Annotated in this window: 1 protein-coding gene; it reads right to left on the reverse strand. The window is 66.4% G+C overall.

Going from position 1 to position 265, the window contains the following annotated elements; genetic code table 11:
- On the reverse strand, positions 1–265 hold a 265-nt coding region (locus tag ACYQ8L_RS18765; protein WP_459943331.1), incomplete at both ends, for a UDP binding domain-containing protein.

A 265-nucleotide genomic window follows, 5' to 3' on the forward strand; every position in this document is an offset into this window, starting at 1 on the left:
GAGCCCCAGGTACGGGGCGTGGCGCACGGCGAACACCACGGCGTCGGCGCCCCGCAGGGCCTTGGCCAGGTCCTTTTCGACACGCAGCTCCTTGAGCTTTTCCTGGTTGCGGAAGAACCGCTTCCAGGAGTACTCGGGCGAGGGGTATTCATCCTGCTTTTCGAACTCCCACCAGTGGTCCACGTAGGGGTCGTGGACTCGGGGCTCGGCCCCCATCTCCGCAAGCCGGCGCACCAGGAGCTCGGAACCGCTGTAGCGGGTGTCA

It is taken from the genome of Deferrisoma palaeochoriense (assembly GCF_054656955.1).